Below are 17,575 nucleotides of genomic sequence, written 5' to 3'. Positions count from 1 at the left end.
GCCCGATTAGAGTGTTCTTCTGGCACCATTTTCCTGTTCGCGGATAGCCGCAGGACCAGCGAGAAACCCAAACTTCCCGGCCGCCCTGAGAAACCCGAACTTCCGGCTGCCCTGCTCAGAACCTCAGATTGAGCGTGGCGCGGGCGCCGTGCTCGCGGGTCCTGCTGCCGAGAATGCCGCTATAGCCGACGCGTAAGCTTAACCGATCGCTGAGATCGACGGTGAGGTTCAGGTTCGCGGTCGCCGCGAAGCGGTCGAACTCGGTTGAACGGACGTTGAAGCCCTGGTTCGGAGCCGCGGCCAGTGCGATCACCGGATTGGCCCAGCGGTCCGCGAAAGCGGTTCTCAGGCCGATATTGCCGCCCAGCCGCACATGGTCGCTACCCAGCGCGGTTTCGCCGCGCATGCCGAGCTCAGCGGTGCCGAGCACGCTCTTCTGAGCGCGGACCTGAAGCGCGACGGGGCCAGCGGTTTCGGTGAAGCCGCCAAAGCTGACGCGGCTGACACTACCGGCGAGATAGGGCTCGACAAAGGCATGGGCGCCGGCATCGATGCGGTAGCCGATCTCGCCGAAGGTCTGGAGCATCGTACCGCGCTGGGTGCCGCGTTCGGTGGCGGAGAGGCCCGGCACGGCGATGTCGCGCCGTGCCTTGAGATCGAGCGACGACAAAGATGCGCCGACGCCGACGCGCCAGCTGTTCATCGTCGCGCCGGCATAAATGCCACCGCCGGTGCGATCGATCGTCGCCCGGCTGTTGCGCGCCGAAGCGGGCACGGTGATACGCGCATAATGTCCCGTAAAGCCCGCGCGCCAGGCGCTGCTATCGGTCGCGTCACCGAAATCCACGCCCATCAGGAAACCGGTGCGATCGACGTCGTAGCCGGCGGCGTTGCCGTCGCTGCGCGCGCCGCCCCAGCTGCCGGTGACCTGGCCCCAGGCACCACCGCCGGTCAGACCGCGATCGGCCGCCATCGCCAGCCGGCCCAGCACCGCCTCGCGCACCGGCCGCTCGTCTTCTAGCGCGGCGCGGGTGGCGTCGGCATAGATCTCGCCCGAAAGCTGATCGGCAGCGGCGGCGATCGCCGTCGGCGTCAGGCTGTAGATCGCGCTCAGCGACTGCGGGTCGTAGCCGCCGGTGATGACCGCGGCATCGATGCGGGCGATCGTGCTGGTCTGATTATAGGTGAGCGGAACCGTACCGTTGATGACCGCTGACAGCATGTTCGGCGCGAGGAACAGCTGCACTTCGGTGGCGGTGTAGATCAGCCGCGGCCGGAACAACAGGCCGAAGGCGTTGATATTGGCGGTGGCAAAGGTGCCGCTGACGCCGGCATCGGCATGCACCAGCACATAGGTGCTGTTGAAAGCGTAATTGCCGCCGAGATTGCTGACCTGAAGCGTGCCGTTGAGCTGGGCGGTGCCCGACGCCTGGATCCGGTCACTGCCGCCGGCCTGGAGCTCGGCCGCGAACAGCGAGCCCGCCTGGAACTGGACATTGCCGGCGACGCTGAACGTGCCGACGCTGTTGCCCGGCGCGATGGTGCCGCCGGTCTGGACGATCAGGCCGCCGGCGGTGCCGGTGCCGCTCAGCGTCGTGCCGGTGCCGACGGTGACGATCGACTGCGAGAGCAGGCCGTTGAGCGCCAATCCGCCGCTGATGAGGTGCGTCGCGCCGGTGAAGCCCGCGCTGTTGCCGGTCAGGCCGAGCGTGCCGGCTCCGGTCTTCTCGAGCAGGCCCGCGCCAGACAGGGTGCCCGAATAGGTACCGTTGCTCGTCTGGGCGAACTCGAGCGTGCTATCGATGCGGATATTACCGGCAAGCGAATTGGTGTCGCCGCGCAGGCGCCCGGTGGATACCAGCGTGCCGCCGGTGTAGCTGTTGGCGCCGGTCAGCGTGGTGACGCCGGTACCGGCCTGAACGAAGCCGCCGGTGCCCGACATCGCATTGGCCAGCGTCACCGCATCACTACGGTTGATCGCCACGATGCCGTTGTTGACGATCGCGCCGGCGATCGAACCGGCGGTGCCGCCAGTGCCGATCTGGAGCGTGCCGCCCGATATGGTGGTGCCGCCGCTGTGGGTGGCGGCCCCGGTTAGGACCAGCGCGCCGGTGCCGGTCTTGGCAAGCGCGCCGGTTCCCGAGATGGTGCCGGCGAACGACGAATTGCCGTTACCCGCACCGATGCTGAGCGTGCCGCCGGTCAGGGTAATTGCCCCCAGGCCCGTCGGCCCAGTTCCGGCTACCGAGAGACAGCTTCGCGGGAACATGCAACGACTACGGCGTCAAATGGGTATAGCGCAGGTCGCGCCCAAAGCATCCCACACAGGACCCAAACGCCTCGCCCAGCCGAACATCCGTTCGCAAGCGAACATCTGCTGCCGTTGCTTCCAAGTTAGAAAAGCAGGTGGTGCCCCATGCACAACCCAAGGGCACTCAGAACATTGCGAAATTCCAATCGCTCGCATTTGAATTGGGCAGATCGCAACGCATCAGCCGCGAAGAATGCCCAAGCCCCAATGCCATCCGGCACGGTTGCGAGCGGCGGCGGGCGAGCCTGCGATCAGGCAGGCCGTGGCGGCGCCAAGGACGCCGATCGCAGGATACTGGCAATTCCAAGCGTTTCGTAAATGATCGCTCAGGCGCGGGGGCAGCAACCGGGAGAACTGATCACCGATCAGCCGTTCAGAAGGGGAGCCCCTGCGCGTTTCTCCAGCTCGCTTCGACCAACTGCACCAGTATCTCGATCTCGGCCGCATCGCGCGGAGCATAGAGCATGACCGTATCCGGCGAGACCGTGGGTTGCCCGGCCAGCGGGTGCGCCTCCGCCCAACCGGCTTCGATCGCGGCGCTGCGAAGCGGTTCGGGCAGGATCGCGTGCAGGCTGCAATCGTCCTCAAGATGGACATGCGCGAATTCGCGGCCGAGCAGGAAAGTGCGGGCGCTGCCGCAACATGCGCTAGGCTGGAGGTGCAACCCGACCGTCCCGGGCGGCGCGCGCAGGCTGCCGCCGAGCTCGACATGCGCCAGCCCGCCCACCCGTTCGATCAGTGCCAACGCCAGTGCGTGCGCTTCCGGGACGATCTGGTCGATCTGGCTGTGTGGCGCACACGGTATAGTACGCGGCCGCGGGCCGGCGCGTGCAGGGAGGGCATGGATGCCATTCACGGGCACAGCAGATGACGTCACGCAGGTTCCCCTTCCGGTTGGCAGAAATAATCTTGCGGGAGCCACCGCCCGGACCGCGATATCTGCACAGTTTGCGTAGCGGGTGCGCGTATCCGCGCGCCCGCTGCTATCCCCAGGCTAGCTCCCGGTTGCGCGTCAGTTTCCCGCGCTAAGGGTACCAGTGAGGGAGGTTGAATCCGATGCCCCGCCGATCAGCACGGTGCGGGGCCCCGGAATTTTCGTCCAGGCTTTCCGCTCGGCCGACCAGTAGGAGAAGGCCCGAGCCGGGATCTCGATCTTGATCGTCGCGGAGCGCCCCGGCGCCAGGTTCACCTTATCGAACCCGACCAGCGACTTGCTCGGCATCGGCGCCGGAGCTTCCGGCGGAGCGGCAAGATAGACCTGAGCCGTTTCCGCGCCCGCGACCTTGCCGGTGTTGGTGACGGTAAAGCGCACTTCCGCGCCGTCGCCCTTCGGTCGGGTTTTCAGGCCCGAATAGCGGAACTGGGTGTAGGACAGGCCATGCCCAAAGGCATAAAGCGGCTGGATGCCCCGGGTATCGTACCAGCGATAGCCGATCAGCAGCCCTTCCGAATAGCTGATCGCATTATCCTTGGCCGCACGCCGCTCGGGATGATCCGGATCCATGACCGGCGTGTCCTCGAAGCGTTTCGGGAAGGTGATCGGCAGCTTGCCGCTGGGGTTGGCCTTGCCAAGCAGCAGATCGGCGGTCGCCCACCCGCCTTCCTGGCCAGGATACCACATCTCCAGGATCGCCTTGACCTTGTCGCGCCACGGCATCGCGACCGGATTGCCGGTATTGAGCACGACAATCGTGTTGGGGTTGGCCGCGGCGACCGCTTCAATCAGCGCATCCTGCTCGTCGGGCAGGTTGATGGTCTGCGGCGCCTGGGCCAGTTCGCCGCTCTTGTTCCAGGCGAACACGACCGGCGTCTTGACGCGCCTGGCCAGGGCCACCGCCTCGTCGATATTCTGGCGCCGCATTTCCGGCGTTACCCAGGCGAGGCGGATCTGCACCGGATTGGCGGTGTCGCCCAGTTCCTCGATATCGATCTGGTAGGACTTGCCGGCCTCGAACTGCTGCTCGGACTGTCCGTTGTCGAGACCGTCGGTGGTCGGCAGCAACGCCGTCCACTTCCTCGGCGGGCCATGGAACGCCACCTTGGCCGAGGTGCGGACCGGCTTGCCGTCGATCTTGAGGATAGCCGAGCCGCCCCAGCTCTGGATCATCAGCAGATAACGCCCGGTTTCCGGCACCGTCAGCATGCCGCTCCAATTGGCACTGGTCTTGGCCGGCAACGCCCGCGCGCCGACGAAATCCAGGGTCGGATCGACCGACACGGCGTCGCCCTGCCGCCGCTTGAGGCCCGGCGCGCCATTGTTGGTCCTGAGATAGGTGGCGGGGACCGCCATGCCGGTCTGGTCATTGCCGACCGCATATTCAGCCGTCACACCCGCACGGCGCAGCGCATCGAGCGGCGAGATCAGGCGCGCTTCGAACCCGGTGGAACGCCCGGTTGCCGAGCCGGGGGCGAGTTGCCCTCCGGTCGGGCCGATCACACCGAGCGTCTCGCCACCACCGGTCTTGAGCGGCAACGCGTTACCTTCGTTGCGCAGGAGCACGCCCGATTCCACGGCGATCGCGCGGGCCATCGCGGCCTCGCGCTCGACATCGATCGACGCGGGCGGCTTGACGCGCGTCCCGTCGAACATGCCGAACTTTTCCATCTGGGTGAGGATGCGGCCGACCGGCACATCGACTTCGCTCGCGGACACTTGCCCGGCTGCGATCGCCTCCTTCATCTTGTCCCCAAAATAATGGGGCCATTGGCCGGGCTGGCCGGCGATGCCATAGCCCGGCATCTCCAGGTCGAGGCCGGCGCGCAGCGAATCCGCCGTCGAATGGGTCGCGGTCCAGTCCGACATGACGAACCCTCCCCAGCCGAACTGGTGGCGAAGGAAGCCGGTCAGATTGTCGCGATTCTCGCTGCTCCACCGGCCGTTGGTGAAGGCATAGGATGCCATGACCGCCGCCAGGTCCGCCTTGAAGGCTGCCTCATAGGGCAGCAGGTACAGCTCCTGCTGGGTACGTTCGTCGATCCGGATATCCATCGCCGCGCGGGGACCGTCGCCATTGATGACGCCGCCATTATGGGCGAGGAAATGCTTGGCGGTGGCCATCGTGCCGGTCGCCTGGATCGCCTTGATCTGCGCGGCACCGAGCCGGGCGGTCAGCAGCGGATCTTCGCCCAATGCGCTGTAGTTGCGGCCCCAATTGGCCGAGCGCGCCAGATCGAGCTGCGGCCCGAGCAGCACATCGGAGCCGCTGGCACGGGCATCCCAGCCGAGGATCTGGCCATAGCTATAGGCCAGCTTGTCGTTGAACGTCGCGGCGAGGCCGATCCCGGTCGGCACCGCGGTGGTCTCGTAATTATTCTCCACGCCGGTCGGGCCGTTGACCAGGCTGAGCGCGGGAATGCCGAGCCGAGGCACGCCGGGCACATAGCCGGATTCGCCATGGGAATCGGGAGAGAAGCCGCCGATGAACAAGCCCAGTTTCTCGTCCAGCGTCAGTTCCGACAGAAGCTTGCGGACGCGCGGCGTCCAGCGGGCGGCATCCGGTGGTGTCGCGGCTGCCGGTGCAGCTGCGGGCGGAGCACCCGCTTCCTGCGCGGCTGCGATCGGAGCGGTGAACACGGCGACGGTGCCGGCGATCGACGCCAGCAGGATATTCCTCATTTTCACACGAACCCCTTCTCTCAACGGCGGCCGGATCATTTCGGCTCCACGGTCTTCGACTGCGCCGGATCACTGGCGTCGCACAGCAGCTCCGAGCCGTAAGTGTCCTTCGGCGCGCGGTAATAGGTCCAGGTAAAGGTATAGGGCTTCACATAGACCGCCGGCTCTTCGAAGGTCCAACGCAACTGCAGCTTCTGCCCGCCGTCGATCAGCTTCCAGCGTTCAGTGGTGCGCGTCTTGAAGGTGTAGCCGCCCGGCGCCGGCTGGCCGCGCGTCGCATGAAAGCCGCGGGATTCGACGACCAGCGTGTCGCCTTCCCACCGGCCGATCGAATAACCGGCGGTGCTGGCCTCCAGCGTCTTCGGATCGGGCCAGTCGCGCCCGTCCATATAGATGTGCCGCGGCGCGGCGTTGGTCTCGAAGAAGATCGCGATCTCGCGCGGCGACTGCACGATCGCCATCGGCGCGCTGTCACCCATCCCGCCGAGGTTGCCGCGGTTCGAGCAGTGCGGCCAGTCTTTCGGAAAGGGGTTGCCATGCTCGGTGATCGACAGCCGCAGCGCGAGCAGCTTCTTCCAGCGCTCAGCGGCAGTCGGCGTGAGATCGGGCTCGATCGCCTCCTTGCTGTCGTCACGCAATTCCCAGAAACCGGTGAGTTCGGGCACTTGCTGCGCCAGCGCCGGAACGGCATGGGCAAGCGCCATCGCGGCGCAGGCGGCGCGAAGAATGCGGCGCACGGTCAATACTCCCCTACATAGGTGGGCGCCATCCGCGCCGGGACGACCGCGTCGCAATATTTCTCGTTCGCGGAGAAGCTGCTGGGCACACGATCGTAGATGATCGAATAGCTGTGCGGCTTGGCGAACACCTTGGGATCGCTCCAGGTGCTGGTGACGGTCAGCATCTTGCCGTCCTCGGAAAGCGCGAAACGCTCGGTCAGCCGCGAAGTCTCGCCGCGCCAGCCGCCGCCGGGAATGGCACGCACGCCGGTGTTGGCGAAGGCTGCGGTATCGACGACGAGAACGCCCGTTTCCCAGCGTCCGATCGAGAAGCCGTTGGTGGTGCCGTCGAGAACCTCGCTCGATGGCCGCTTCCTGCCGTCGGTGTAGATATAGCGCTGGGCGCCCGGCACCATGAAGGCGACGCCGATCATGCCCTTGCCGACAATGATGTCGATCGTGCCCGATGTCGCCATTTGCGACGGCAAGCCGCGATGGACGCACCAGCGCTCCGCATGCTCCTGGGTGATGCCCGGAGCGAGATTGGCGGCGATGGCGCTCATCGCCTTGAACTTCGGAGTCAGGGCGGCGGGCGCGGCCTCCAACGGTCGCGGCGCCCAGAAGCCGTCAAGCGCGGGGTTTGCGGACTCTGCCGGCGCCGCGGCGGGCCGGGTCTGCGCGAGGAGCGGGGTGGATGGCAGGCTGGCGCCCGCTGCGCTCAGGACGAGCGCCATTCCACCCAAAAGTTTCGGGTTCATCGATCTACCTCAAGATAGCGGTCGGTATGGGGCGGCCGGAACGGTTAGCCGCCCGGCGCGCGGCTCACATCGTGATACAGCTTCTGCCCGGTCGGGCTGATCGCGTAATAAAGCGATGCGCCCTTCTCGCCGCTGCGCAGCGGGTGACCGGCGACGGTGATCTTGTCGCCGGGCTTGAACGTGCCCTTGTTCCAGCCCTGGCGCAGCATGATGTTGGGGCTGGCGCCCTCAATGTCCCAGGTTCCGGCCATCGGCTTGTTCGCGGGCACGACGATGATGATATGGGTATGTGGATTGCTCCACTTATATTCCTTCACCGTTCCCTGCCACATCAGCGTCTTGGTCTGATCGAACATCGAAAACGAGTGATGGGCCACAGCCGGCGCGACGATTCCGCCGGTGGCGGCAATGGCGAGCAGTGCAGCTCGAACGCGCATGATATCTCTCCTCGGGACAGTCTTTATGACGGCAGGATGACCCTGAATGCCGCCGTGCGTAAGGTTCGTAACGGTTGTTAACGGCGCACCGCAGCCACCTGTAACGGTCGCTTGTGACGGGCATGGATTGGCGGGCATGGTCATGCTCCCAGCGCCCACTTCATATAATCGAAGCAGCGCCTGGTCTCGGCGACGCCGCCGCCCGTGCCGCGATATTCATATTCGACGATGGCCGGCACATCGGAGCCGCGTTCGCGAACGTACCGCAGCAGCTCGGCCAGCGGCGCATCGCCTTCGCCCCAGGGCGTGCCCGGCCCCAGGCCGCGCTTGCGATCCTTCATGTGGAAATGGCTGATCCGGTCGAGCCGCTCGTGAACAAAGGCCATGACGTCCTGATCGGCGGCGGTGAAATGGCCGACATCGAGATTGATCTTCACGCGCGGCGACAGCGACAGCAGCCGCTCCAGCGATTCGCGTGAGGCGACCTCGTTGGGATTTTGCGTCGCGGTATGATTGTGGAAGCCGAGGTCCATCCGATAGTGCTCGGCGTAGGGCACCAGCCGCGGCGCCATCTCGATCCTGGTCGCCCCCGTACCGAAGACGCGCACGCCCAGCGCCCGCGCCTGGCGGAAGGCGGCGTCGATCTCGGCATCGCTCATGTCGGGAGTGAAAGTGAAGCCATAGGCGAAGGGCGTCAGCCCCGCATCGGCGAACTTTTGCCGGACCTCGCCGAAAAACCGCGGCGGCGTCGACACCCGCCATTTGCGCAGATGATCGCGCGCCGCGCGCACTTCCCCCGGCCTCATCCGCCGGTACGCCTCGAGCATGGCCGGAGGCCCGGTCGGCGCCTCGTCCCACAGCCGCGGTATCCCCGCATGCGGCAGGTCGCTGGCCGGCTCGAGATTCCTGGCATTGATCTCGACCAGCCCGGCGCCGACCTGGCGGCAGGCATCGACCAGCGTATCGACATAGGCAAGGGTATCCGGCAGGCGCGGCAGGTCGCGGAAGTCGAACAGGCACACGCCCATATGGACGCCGCCAAAGACCGTCGGCAGCGGCCCCTTTTCCGCAGCCTCGGATCTGCTTCCGAACACTGCCGACGCCGCCGTTGCCGCCGCGAGACCGCCGAACTGCCGCCTCGTGAGCCCGCCCTTTCCCCGAGCGGGGAAAAGCGGTTCGAGCGCAGCCTGGCGGTTCGCGGCGTGCATCCGTCAACTTCCGCTCAGATCACCGTCCTCAGAACCTGAACCCGGCGCGGACGCCATAGGTCCGCGGGTCGCCGAACTGGAGGTTGCCGTCGGTGAAGGACGGGAAGTTGGCCGACAGCGAGACGCTGCCTACGGTCAGGACGTTCTCCAGGTTTTTCAGATAGCCCTGGATGTAGAACATATCGCCCGGTGCGTTGTAGGTCAGCGTCAGATCGGTCTTGGTAAAGGCCGGCTGACGGAAGAAGTTGCGCAACGACGTGCTGATCATCTGATAGCGATCACTCATCCGCGTGCGCGCGCCTAAGACCAGGCTGCCGTCTCCGACCGGCAGGGTATATTGATAGCCGGCCATCGCCGTCCATTCGGGCGAGCGGTCGAGCTTCTCGCCGGCGAAATTGACGCCGGGGGTGAGCAGATAGTCGGTATAACGGGCATCGAGCCAGTTGATCGCGAAGTTGAACCGGTTGCGCGGGCTCGGATTGGCGATGGCTTCGAATTCGACACCGTCGATCTTCGCCTTGGCGGCGTTGCTGATCACCAGGCATGGACCCCCGCAATAGGTGGCGTTGATCTGGCTCAGCTGCAGGTTCGAATAGTCGTAGTGGAATGCCGCCGCCGTCACCCGCAGCTTGCGGTCGAGCAGGTTGGCCTTCACGCCAGCTTCATACGAGGTCAGCGTTTCGGGCTTGTAGAACAGCGCCGAAGCGGGAGCCGGAGTGGCGCAGTTGGCCTGGCCGGCCAGGCAGCCATCGTTGAACCCGCCAGCCTTGTAGCCGGTCGATACCGTCGCATAGAGCAGCGTGCTGGGGGTCAGGTCGAAATCGACGCCGAGCTTCCAGGTCACCTTGCTGTAGTTCACCGAAGCGTTGTTGAGCGAGTCGCGCACCGGCTGTCCGCCGGTCGCCGCGCTGCCGGGGTTGGTCGTTCCCGGCTGGGTTCCGGTCGTGAAGTCGAGCGGATCGGTCAGCTTCACATGGTTGATCACATAGCCAAGGCGCGACTTGTCGTCGGTGGTATGACGGATGCCCGCGGTGAAGCGGAGGTTGTCGCCGACATTGAGCGTGGCCTGCCCGAAAAAGCCGAGCGTCTTGGAGATCGTCGATGGGGTCGGGAAGCCGTAGATGTAACCGCGCTGGCCGGGCTGGAAGAAGCGCGTGCCGAACAGCAGGAATTCGGTCACCGAACTCTCGCGGAAATAATAAGCGCCAGCCTGCGCCGTCAGCAGATCGGAATTATAGGCCAGCCGCAGCTCGTGCGACTGCTGGTAATAGTCGCCCTTATAGGTCGCATCGAGCGGGAAGACGATGTTCGGGGGCGGTCCCGGAGGTCCCGGATAGCTTACGCCGACCAGCATGCCCTGCACCTCGTCACGCCGGAACTCGCGATACGATCCGAGATAGGTGGCGGTGACATTGTCGGCCAGATCGACTTCGAGCTCACCGTGAATGCCCCAGGTGCGGTTGTCGTTGAGCGGCCGGTTGATCTGCGGGTAGTTCAGCGTGCGGTGCTGCGTATCGGTGCGGTCCGTCAGGTAGACCGGCGTGGCGCCGCGCTGCCCGGCCGCGGGACCGGCGATCGGCATCTGATAGAAGTTGGAGACGGCGACGCCGGTGGTGTTGCTGCCCTTGATCTCGCTATAGTCGCCCTTCAGGTACAGCCGGATGCGCTCGCCGATGTCGAGCTTGGCGCCGAGGCGGAACGACAGATCGTCCTTGCCTGGATCGAGCGAGGGGCCGACGGGCCGCGGCAGGACAGCCGGCGAGTTCACCCGCAGACCGGGGCTGCCGGGAAAGCGCAGCACGTAATTGTCGCGGCGGTTGAAGTTCACTGCCGCGCGCACCGCGAAATTGTCGCCCAGCGGCACGTTGACCACACCGGTCGCCTGGATCGTGTCGAAATTGCCATAGGCGAAGTCGCCCGAGACCGAGAATTTGTTGGTCGGACGCGCCGAAATCACATTGACCACGCCCGCCGTGGTGTTGCGGCCGTAGAGCGTGCCCTGCGGCCCGCGCAGCACCTCGACCCGCTCGAGGTCGAACAGGCTGACTTCCACCGCCTGTTGCCGGGCGATGTAGATGCCGTCGTTGAGGAACGCCGCCGAAGGATCGCCCTTTTGTGAGTTGTCGGCGCTGGAGACGCCGCGGATCGTGATCTGCACGCCCTGGCCCATCACGCGGTCGATCTGCAGGTTCGGCGCCGCCTCGACCAGGCGGGTCGGATCGGTGATGCCCTGATCGCGAAGCTGCTCGGTGCTGATCGCCGTCATCGCGATCGGCGTCTTCGACAGAAGCGTCTCGTTGCGAGTCGCGGTGACGACGATTTCGTCGTCACCGGTCGTGTTGTCGGCCTGCTGTGCGAAAGCCGGCGATGCCGCCGCGCTGATCGCAAGCATCGAACACGCCAGGAATGCGCTTTTCATGATTACCTCCCCATGCTCATTTCATTGACGCCTCAAGGATTCAGCACGCCAATCCCCGAAAAGTGCATCCACTATGCGTCGCAGTGTCGGAAGCTGTCAATAGGGTGTATGCGTCTTTTATTTGCCCGCATGTCCAATTTTGAGGATGCGCCGTCGCGAGGCAGCAGCCACTTGACCCGAAATGCGAGGCTGGTAGCCATGAATGATGGGATTTGATCTGGGCATACTGCATCCAATCGACCGTGGAGAAATCCGCCGGACGGCCGTCGCGGTGTTCGAAAGTCTGCAAGCCGCTATTCTCGATGGGCGGCTTCGGCCCGACACGATTTTGTCGCAGGTCGAAGTTGCCAAGGCGCTGAACGTCAGCCGGACGCCGGTCCGCGAAGCGATGCGGATGCTGCAGGAGGGCGGGCTTCTGGTCGGCGAGCCCAATTACCGCAGCCGCGTCGTCGGCTTCGACGCCAGCGATATCGAAGCGCTCTATATCAAGCGGGTGACGCTCGAGGCGCTGGCCGTGTCGATCACCACCAAGCGCATGACCGACGCGCTGTGCGGCGAGATCGGCGCGACCATCCAGGTCCTCGAAGGCGATGAGGGGCACCGCGATTTCGAATGCTGGCGGTCGCATCACCGCCGCCTGCATCAGTTGATGGTGTCCCAGGCGGGATCGACATTGATCGAAGAATTGCGCACGCTCGAGCTGCGCAGCGCGAGATATCAGTCGGCCAGCAAGGGCGCGCATCTGCCGGGCTGGTGGCAGCGCGGCGAGGACGAGCATCGCAGGATTTTCGCGGCGATAAGCGAGCGCAACGTGGCGCAGGCCGGCGAGCTCGCCGCGCGCCACCTTGCCAGAACGGCGCTGGAACTGCTCGCGGCCCTGGCGCCGGAATTCGATTCCTCGCGGCTGCGCGATGGCCTGCATTTCGCGATCGCCGGCTGCCACGCCGTGGCAAACGGTAACTGAATACGGTCCGCTTGCCGGACGGACCTCGCCAGTGCTTGCCATGTAGGATTTCGTGCGAAAGAGTCTGCGCGGCTCTTTCTCATCGTCGCTAATCACCGCGTCAGTGCTGGTGCTGCGCGCGGCGCACTGGCTGGAATTTCGCTTGAAACGCCGCGCACGACATCCCCATGGTCAGTGCGACCATTGGGACCATTCGCGCTGTCGGGCTCGATTTCGACACCTTCACATCACGCGTGGCGGCGCTCCCCGGCAACGTCGCGAAACCAGCGCGCCGAGCAAGGAAACCGATCATAGACCGCCTGGGCGGATCAGCGCGGAGCCGCCGTCCCCGCGTCGGGCGACCAGATCTTTCGCGGATCGCGGCGATTGGTGGCGAGCAGGCGCACCTCGAGGATACCGCGTCCCTGGCTATTGACCTGATACAGCGCCTCGAAAGCTTCAGCATTGCCGGTCGCCTTGACCAACTCGGCGAGCCGGGCGGGATCGGCAAAGGTCTCGGTCAGTCCAACCAGCCCCATTTCGCTGGTTCCGGCCAGCACGATATAGCGGTTGCCGGTCTTGCCCGAGAAAAGGCTCACCAGACCATATTGGCGCCGCGGCGCCGCCCCATCCACCTGCGCTGGCTGGCCATGGTAGATATGGTTGGTCTTGAGGTCGCGAATATCGTCAGGCGTAGGACCGAAGGCGAAGCGCGATCCCGCCGAAACCGGCAGGGTTAATTGCCCGAGGCCGCTGGTAAGGCCGAGATACAGGATGTTCTGCGCGAACATCGACGCCGGAGTGAGCTCGGAGGCCGGAACCATGCGGACATTGTCGGCATGCAGCAGCAGGCGCGACAGATACAATTGCGACCGCGCGACCGAGACCGGAATATAACGGACATTGCCATCGACATAGCGCCCGGCATCCTGGGGCTGCTTGGCGAGATAGGCGTCGAGATCTTCTCGCGACTGGATCGAGAAATCGCGAACCAGGCGTTCGACCTGCCCGCTCGCTCCCAGCGCGCCGAACAGATAATAATCCCCTTCGGCGATCAGGATCCCCTTGCCGTTGGTCAGCATCGTATTCCAGATCGGCGAGCGCCGCGCAGACGCGGTCTCGCTCCACCCGCCGAGTCGTGCCGAAACCGCCATGGTGAGCGCGATCGCGATCGCGGCGCCGATACCTGCCGCAACCGCCAGCGCGGGCCAGCGCCGTTCGCCATGCCGGGGAGCCTGGGCCGGTTCCGCTTCGGCCAGATCATCGGAGGCAAGCTCGGCAATGAGGCGATATTCGCCAAATGGCAGCGCGATGCGAACCGGTGACGGCCCCTCGCGATAGATTTCCCCCAGCCGTCGCCGTAGCCGGTGGACATAGACCCGCCCCACCCCGTCATCGGCACCCGCAGCCGCCGGCGCAAAGACGTCCTGCATGATCTCGACTTCGCGCGGCGGACTGCCCGCGCGGGATCGAGAGACCAGGTAATCGAAAAGCGCGACCAGCTTGGTCGAACGGCCGAGCACGCTGGGCTGGCGGATCCGCTCGATCTCGCGGTTTATCGCATCGGCATGTTCAACATCGTCGAGTGGCAATGTCCGCGGCATCGCCGAAGCGTACCCAAGTCGCGTGTCCAAGGCCAGCCGCGCCGGTATGTCTTCCGGCGCCCCGGCACCATCGAGATGGCCGGAACTCAGCGCGCGGCCCCGCTACGCATTGGCCGGATCCGCGTCCGGCAGGGCCTTGGGCTCGCCGCCGACCGACCAATGATGCGGCTCGATCTCGGTTACCAGCACGCGCACGGTGGCAAGCGGCGCGTCGAGCGCCTCAGCCGCCGCTTCCGCCAGCTTGCGCATCAGTTCCTGCCGCTTCTCCCAACTTCGCCCCGCCACGATCTCGGCCCGGATAATGGGCATGCCTCACCTCCTATCAACCGCAATCTTCCGGTCGGCCGGATGCGGCGCGAACGCTAGAGTTCGCCGTTCCGCTTCATTTCCCGGACGCGGGAAAGCGTTGCCGCGACAGCGCCGATATATGCACCCTTCATGCCTTCGCCCCGCTCACGTTCCGCTGGCGAGCCCGGCTCGATCCCCGGAAATTGCAGGCCGAAGGTGAAGGTCAGCAACGGTCCATGATCGGACGAGCTGATCGTGTTCTCGATAAAGCCGCCTTCGCCGACCCGCTCGAAGTGCACCTGCACCGGCGCGCGGAAGCTGATGCGCTCCCGGTGCGTGTCCCCGGCAAACTCGACCTCACGCAACAGCCAGTTCTCGCCGCGTTCTATAATGTCACACCGCGACATGCCGGGAACGAACGGCAGCGCGTTCTCGGCCTTCATGACGAGGCCGCGCCAGACGTCCTCAGCCGCGAGAACCGGTTCCGCACCGGCCGGATTGACCTCTACGGCGTGCGATAGCGTGAACATGCGATGCTCCTTGCGTTGGTGAGCAGCCTAGACCCTCACCCGGGGTTAGAGAATGGGCGTGACCAGTTCGCCAAGCCCACCGACCTGCATGCGCACTTCATCCCCGCGCTTCAGGAACTGTGGCGGCTTCTGGCCATGGCCGACCCCCGCTGGCGTGCCGGTGGCGATGACGTCACCGGGAGACAGCGTCATGATCGACGAAAGATGCTCGATGATCGGCACGACGCCGAACACCATTTGCGCGGTGCTCGAATCCTGCTTGCGGATGCCGTTGACGCTCAGCCGCACCGGCAACTGCTGGGGATCGTCCACGAAGCGCGCCGGCAGCAGATATGGCCCCATCGGCGCGAACCCGTCATGTGCCTTGTGGCGCACCCAATCGACACCGACACCCGGGCGCGACGCAAGCCAGTCACGCGCGGACAGATCGTTGAAATTGGCATAGCCGGCGATCACCGACAGCGCGTCCGCCGCCGTCACATCCCGGCATTCGATACCGATGACGACCGCCAGCTCGGCTTCCCAGTCCATCATCTCCACCCCGGCAGGCACCGCCACGCCAACCCCGGAACCGCGCAGCGTGTTATTGGCGGGCTTGAGGAAACTGTAGGGATAGGTCGGCGCCATCGGGATCGCCATCTCCTCGATGTGGTCATGATAATTGGCGCCGATGCAGATGATTTTCCCGGGTGCCGCCAGTGGCGGCAGGAACATTGTTTCGGCATCGATCGACCGACCGGCGCCGGCCGGCAGACGCGATGCCGCGTCGCTCAGCAGTTCGTCCCATTCAGCCCAGGCATTGAGGATCGGCAACAGGTCCGCCGGAGGCCCGCCGAGCCGAACCATCGCGTCCGCACCCACAACCTCCGAAAGGTCGATCAACCGGTCCCCCGCCGCGACCATGACGCACGGCCCGGACTGATCCCGGACCACAGCCAGCTTGTACATGAATCCCCCTCCTCCTGCGCCCGCCTACAAAGCGACAGGAAACCAATCTACAAAAGTGCATGCACAATCTGGCGCTCGCCACCAGATCTGTCAATAAGACGCATACGACCCAGACTGTATTTGTTGTAGAAAGCACGGACTTGACATGAAAACCAATCTCGAATGCGGCATGACGGCCTGCCGGGACGGGTAAGAACTGCACCCACTTGCGCCATGCAATTATACGACGTATACGTCCTACAGACGGATGATGTGGGTTGACCGTAGCCAAACCTGGAGAGCAGCAGTTGAGCGATGACGTGACCAAAAGGCCACTACGCGAATCGCCGGGCCGGATCCGTTCGCTGCTCAATTTTGTCGGCGGTAGGTTCGTCGACGGCGGCACGCCCTTCGACATTCTCAACCCCGCCACCGGTGCCGTCCACGCCATCGCCTATGAAGCCGATCGCGCCATCATCGACACGGCGGTCGCAGCCGCGCGCAGCGCCATCGACGGCGAATGGGGCCGGATGCCGCTGGCGAAGCGCCGGGCGCTGTTGGCCCGCGTAGCCGATCTGATCGAGGCGCGCTTTGATGAGTTCCTCGAAGCGGAGATCGCCGATACCGGCAAGCCGCACACCCTCGCCCATCATCTCGATATTCCGCGCGGCGCCGCGAACTTCCGCGTCTTCGCCGACGCGATCGCCAACATGCCGGCCGAAACGTTCGAGATGGACACCCCCGATGGCGGCAAGGCCATCAACTACGCGGTGCGCAAGCCGCTCGGCGTCGTCGCGGTGATCTCGCCATGGAACCTGCCGCTGCTGCTGATGACCTGGAAGGTCGCTCCGGCCATGGCCTGCGGCAACGCCGTCATCGTCAAGCCGTCCGAAGAGACACCATCCACCACGACGCTGCTCGGCGAAGTGATGAATGAGGCCGGCATACCCGCCGGTGCGTTCAACGTCGTCCACGGTTTCGGTCCCAATTCGGCGGGCGAGCTGCTCACCTCGCATCCCGGCGTCCGCGCGATCACCTTCACCGGCGAGACCCGCACCGGCACTGAGATCATGAAGGCAGCCGCACCAACCGTGAAGGCGCTGTCGTTCGAGTTGGGCGGCAAGAACGCCGCGATCGTGTTCGACGATGCGGATATTCCTGCCGCGGTCACCGGCCTCGCCCGCGCCGTATTCCTCAACACCGGCCAGGTCTGCCTCGCGCCCGAGCGCATCTATGTTCAGCGCGGCGTGTTCGATGCCTTCGTTGCCGGCATGAAAGCCAAGGCTGAAGCGCTCAAGCCCGGCCTCCCCCACGATTCCGGAGTCGATCTCGGCCCGCTGATCTCGGCCGGGCATCGTGCCAAGGTACTGGGCTATTACGCTCTCGCTGTCGAGGAAGGCGCAACCGTCGTCACCGGCGGCGGCGTGCCCAAGCTCGACGGCCCGGCAGCCGATGGCTTCTTTGTCCAGCCAACTCTGTGGACCGGCCTGCCGCACGATGCGCGCATCTGCCGCGAGGAGATTTTCGGCCCCGCCGCGGCGATCATTCCGTTCGATAGCGAGGAGGAAGCGATCGCGCTGGCCAACGATTCCGAATATGGCTTGGCCGCTTCGATCTGGACCACCAATCTGTCGCGCGCCCACCGGGTCGGGCAGGCCATGGAGGTCGGCATTTCATGGGTCAATTGCTGGTTCCTGCGCGACCTGCGCACCCCGTTCGGCGGCGCCAAGATGTCGGGCATCGGCCGCGAGGGCGGGCACCATTCGATCAATTTCTATTCCGAACCGACGAATATCTGCATCAAGCTTTAAAGAG

Annotated in this window: 14 protein-coding genes; 2 read left to right on the top strand and 12 right to left on the bottom strand. The window is 65.1% G+C overall.

The features are described 5' to 3' along the window. Positions 1-115 precede the first annotated feature (115 nt). The 8 genes from KF730_RS03325 to KF730_RS03290 all read right to left on the bottom strand — a co-directional run bounded on the left by KF730_RS03325 (position 116) and on the right by KF730_RS03290 (position 11,468). Positions 116-2,269: an autotransporter domain-containing protein gene (locus tag KF730_RS03325; protein WP_294092242.1), complete on the bottom strand. Its 2,154-nt coding sequence runs from the start codon at positions 2,267-2,269 to the stop codon at positions 116-118. Positions 2,270-2,684: 415 nt separating this feature from the next. Continuing rightward, complete coding sequence (locus tag KF730_RS03320) at positions 2,685-3,188, bottom strand: luciferase family protein (protein ID WP_294092240.1); 504 nt, start codon at positions 3,186-3,188, stop codon at positions 2,685-2,687. A 135-nt stretch (positions 3,189-3,323) separates the two neighbouring features. Then, entirely contained in the window at positions 3,324-5,927 is a 2,604-nt protein-coding gene (locus KF730_RS03315; protein ID WP_294092238.1) for a glycoside hydrolase family 3 C-terminal domain-containing protein, read from the bottom strand. Between the two features lie 35 nt (positions 5,928-5,962). Then, positions 5,963-6,664: a hypothetical protein gene (locus KF730_RS03310; RefSeq protein WP_294092237.1), complete on the bottom strand. Its 702-nt coding sequence runs from the start codon at positions 6,662-6,664 to the stop codon at positions 5,963-5,965. 2 nt (positions 6,665-6,666) lie between these two features. Next, positions 6,667-7,380, bottom strand: a complete 714-nt coding sequence (locus KF730_RS03305; protein WP_294092234.1) for a hypothetical protein — start codon at positions 7,378-7,380, stop codon at positions 6,667-6,669. 68 nt (positions 7,381-7,448) lie between these two features. Beyond that, the gene (locus tag KF730_RS03300; protein ID WP_294092233.1) at positions 7,449-7,841 is read right to left on the bottom strand and encodes a DUF6152 family protein; all 393 of its coding nucleotides are present in this window, start codon (positions 7,839-7,841) and stop codon (positions 7,449-7,451) included. A 140-nt stretch (positions 7,842-7,981) separates the two neighbouring features. Continuing rightward, positions 7,982-8,935, bottom strand: coding sequence for a sugar phosphate isomerase/epimerase (locus KF730_RS03295; protein WP_294092232.1), 954 nt, complete (start codon positions 8,933-8,935; stop codon positions 7,982-7,984). 142 nt (positions 8,936-9,077) lie between these two features. Beyond that, a complete protein-coding gene (locus KF730_RS03290; RefSeq protein WP_294092231.1) occupies positions 9,078-11,468 on the bottom strand; it encodes a TonB-dependent receptor in 2,391 nt (796 codons plus the stop codon). 205 nt (positions 11,469-11,673) lie between these two features. Here KF730_RS03290 and KF730_RS03285 point away from each other — a divergent pair, with 205 nt between their 5' ends. Continuing rightward, positions 11,674-12,432: a GntR family transcriptional regulator gene (locus KF730_RS03285; protein ID WP_294092230.1), complete on the top strand. Its 759-nt coding sequence runs from the start codon at positions 11,674-11,676 to the stop codon at positions 12,430-12,432. Positions 12,433-12,740: 308 nt separating this feature from the next. On the opposite strand, the gene KF730_RS03280 is transcribed toward KF730_RS03285, so the two are convergent. From KF730_RS03280 to KF730_RS03265, 4 genes are all read right to left on the bottom strand, one after another. Then, positions 12,741-14,015 carry a hypothetical protein gene (locus KF730_RS03280; RefSeq protein WP_294092229.1) on the bottom strand — a complete coding sequence of 425 codons (1,275 nt, stop codon included), beginning with the start codon at positions 14,013-14,015 and terminating at the stop codon, positions 12,741-12,743. A gap of 102 nt (positions 14,016-14,117) precedes the next feature. Then, complete coding sequence (locus tag KF730_RS03275) at positions 14,118-14,324, bottom strand: 2-hydroxymuconate tautomerase family protein (RefSeq protein ID WP_294092228.1); 207 nt, start codon at positions 14,322-14,324, stop codon at positions 14,118-14,120. Positions 14,325-14,377: 53 nt separating this feature from the next. Next, positions 14,378-14,833 (bottom strand): SRPBCC family protein, encoded by a 456-nt coding sequence (locus KF730_RS03270; RefSeq protein ID WP_294092226.1) that lies wholly within the window; start codon positions 14,831-14,833, stop codon positions 14,378-14,380. Between the two features lie 45 nt (positions 14,834-14,878). Beyond that, on the bottom strand, positions 14,879-15,781 hold the full coding sequence (locus KF730_RS03265) for a fumarylacetoacetate hydrolase family protein (protein WP_294092225.1): 903 nt from the start codon (positions 15,779-15,781) through the stop codon (positions 14,879-14,881). 299 nt (positions 15,782-16,080) lie between these two features. Here KF730_RS03265 and KF730_RS03260 point away from each other — a divergent pair, with 299 nt between their 5' ends. Then, positions 16,081-17,571 carry a 2-hydroxymuconic semialdehyde dehydrogenase gene (locus KF730_RS03260; protein WP_294092223.1) on the top strand — a complete coding sequence of 497 codons (1,491 nt, stop codon included), beginning with the start codon at positions 16,081-16,083 and terminating at the stop codon, positions 17,569-17,571. The last annotated feature ends 4 nt before the right edge of the window (positions 17,572-17,575 follow it).

This window comes from Sphingomonas sp., from assembly GCF_019635515.1.
In the GTDB taxonomy this organism is placed as follows: Bacteria; Pseudomonadota; Alphaproteobacteria; order Sphingomonadales; family Sphingomonadaceae; genus Sphingomonas.
This window is presented reverse-complemented; position numbering and strand designations above follow the sequence as displayed.

Bases quoted from the DNA above. Each gene is read 5' to 3' on its own strand.
- KF730_RS03325 (WP_294092242.1), bottom strand. From the start codon at position 2,269: ATGTTCCCGCGAAGCTGTCTCTCGGTAGCCGGAACTGGGCCGACGGGC.
- KF730_RS03315 (WP_294092238.1), bottom strand. From the start codon at position 5,927: ATGAGGAATATCCTGCTGGCGTCGATCGCCGGCACCGTCGCCGTGTTC.
- KF730_RS03305 (WP_294092234.1), bottom strand. From the start codon at position 7,380: ATGGCGCTCGTCCTGAGCGCAGCGGGCGCCAGCCTGCCATCCACCCCG.
- KF730_RS03300 (WP_294092233.1), bottom strand. From the start codon at position 7,841: ATGCGCGTTCGAGCTGCACTGCTCGCCATTGCCGCCACCGGCGGAATC.
- KF730_RS03290 (WP_294092231.1), bottom strand. From the start codon at position 11,468: ATGAAAAGCGCATTCCTGGCGTGTTCGATGCTTGCGATCAGCGCGGCG.
- KF730_RS03285 (WP_294092230.1), top strand. From the start codon at position 11,674: ATGGGATTTGATCTGGGCATACTGCATCCAATCGACCGTGGAGAAATC.
- KF730_RS03280 (WP_294092229.1), bottom strand. From the start codon at position 14,015: ATGCCGCGGACATTGCCACTCGACGATGTTGAACATGCCGATGCGATA.
- KF730_RS03275 (WP_294092228.1), bottom strand. From the start codon at position 14,324: ATGCCCATTATCCGGGCCGAGATCGTGGCGGGGCGAAGTTGGGAGAAG.
- KF730_RS03270 (WP_294092226.1), bottom strand. From the start codon at position 14,833: ATGTTCACGCTATCGCACGCCGTAGAGGTCAATCCGGCCGGTGCGGAA.
- KF730_RS03265 (WP_294092225.1), bottom strand. From the start codon at position 15,781: ATGTACAAGCTGGCTGTGGTCCGGGATCAGTCCGGGCCGTGCGTCATG.